This window comes from Gilvimarinus sp. 1_MG-2023, from assembly GCF_030548285.1.
Window position 1 is genome coordinate 1 of sequence record NZ_JAUOSC010000631.1, and the last position, 313, is coordinate 313.

Annotated in this window: 1 protein-coding gene; it reads right to left on the minus strand. The window is 54.3% G+C overall.

Annotation, left to right across the window (positions count from 1 at the left end; all coding sequences use genetic code 11):
* The coding region (locus tag Q4563_RS18395) for a hypothetical protein (protein WP_303605537.1) at positions 1-295 on the minus strand (295 nt) is incomplete at its 3' end.
* Positions 296-313 lie beyond the last annotated feature (18 nt).

A 313-nucleotide genomic window follows, 5' to 3' on the forward strand; every position in this document is an offset into this window, starting at 1 on the left:
GAGTCTGCCGCCGTAATACCGGGCTGGCCTGTTTCTTTTTCACCGAGAGATAACGGGCATAGGTAAACGCAAGTTCAAGCACTTGTGCTTGTTGCTGATCATCCAGGTTATTGGGTAACTGCGCCGGTGATAGTTGACCGGCGACCAGTTGCAACGCCAGTTGAACCTGCGCTGGTGAGCTTTGGTATTCCATATTTTCCAGCTCGGCAGCAGCCGATGGCCGAAACACATGTCCGGCGATCAGGTCGGCGGAGTCCAGCGCCCGAATGGTTTCGACCGGAATGGCAGTTAACACAAAGTCATCAGCCAAGTC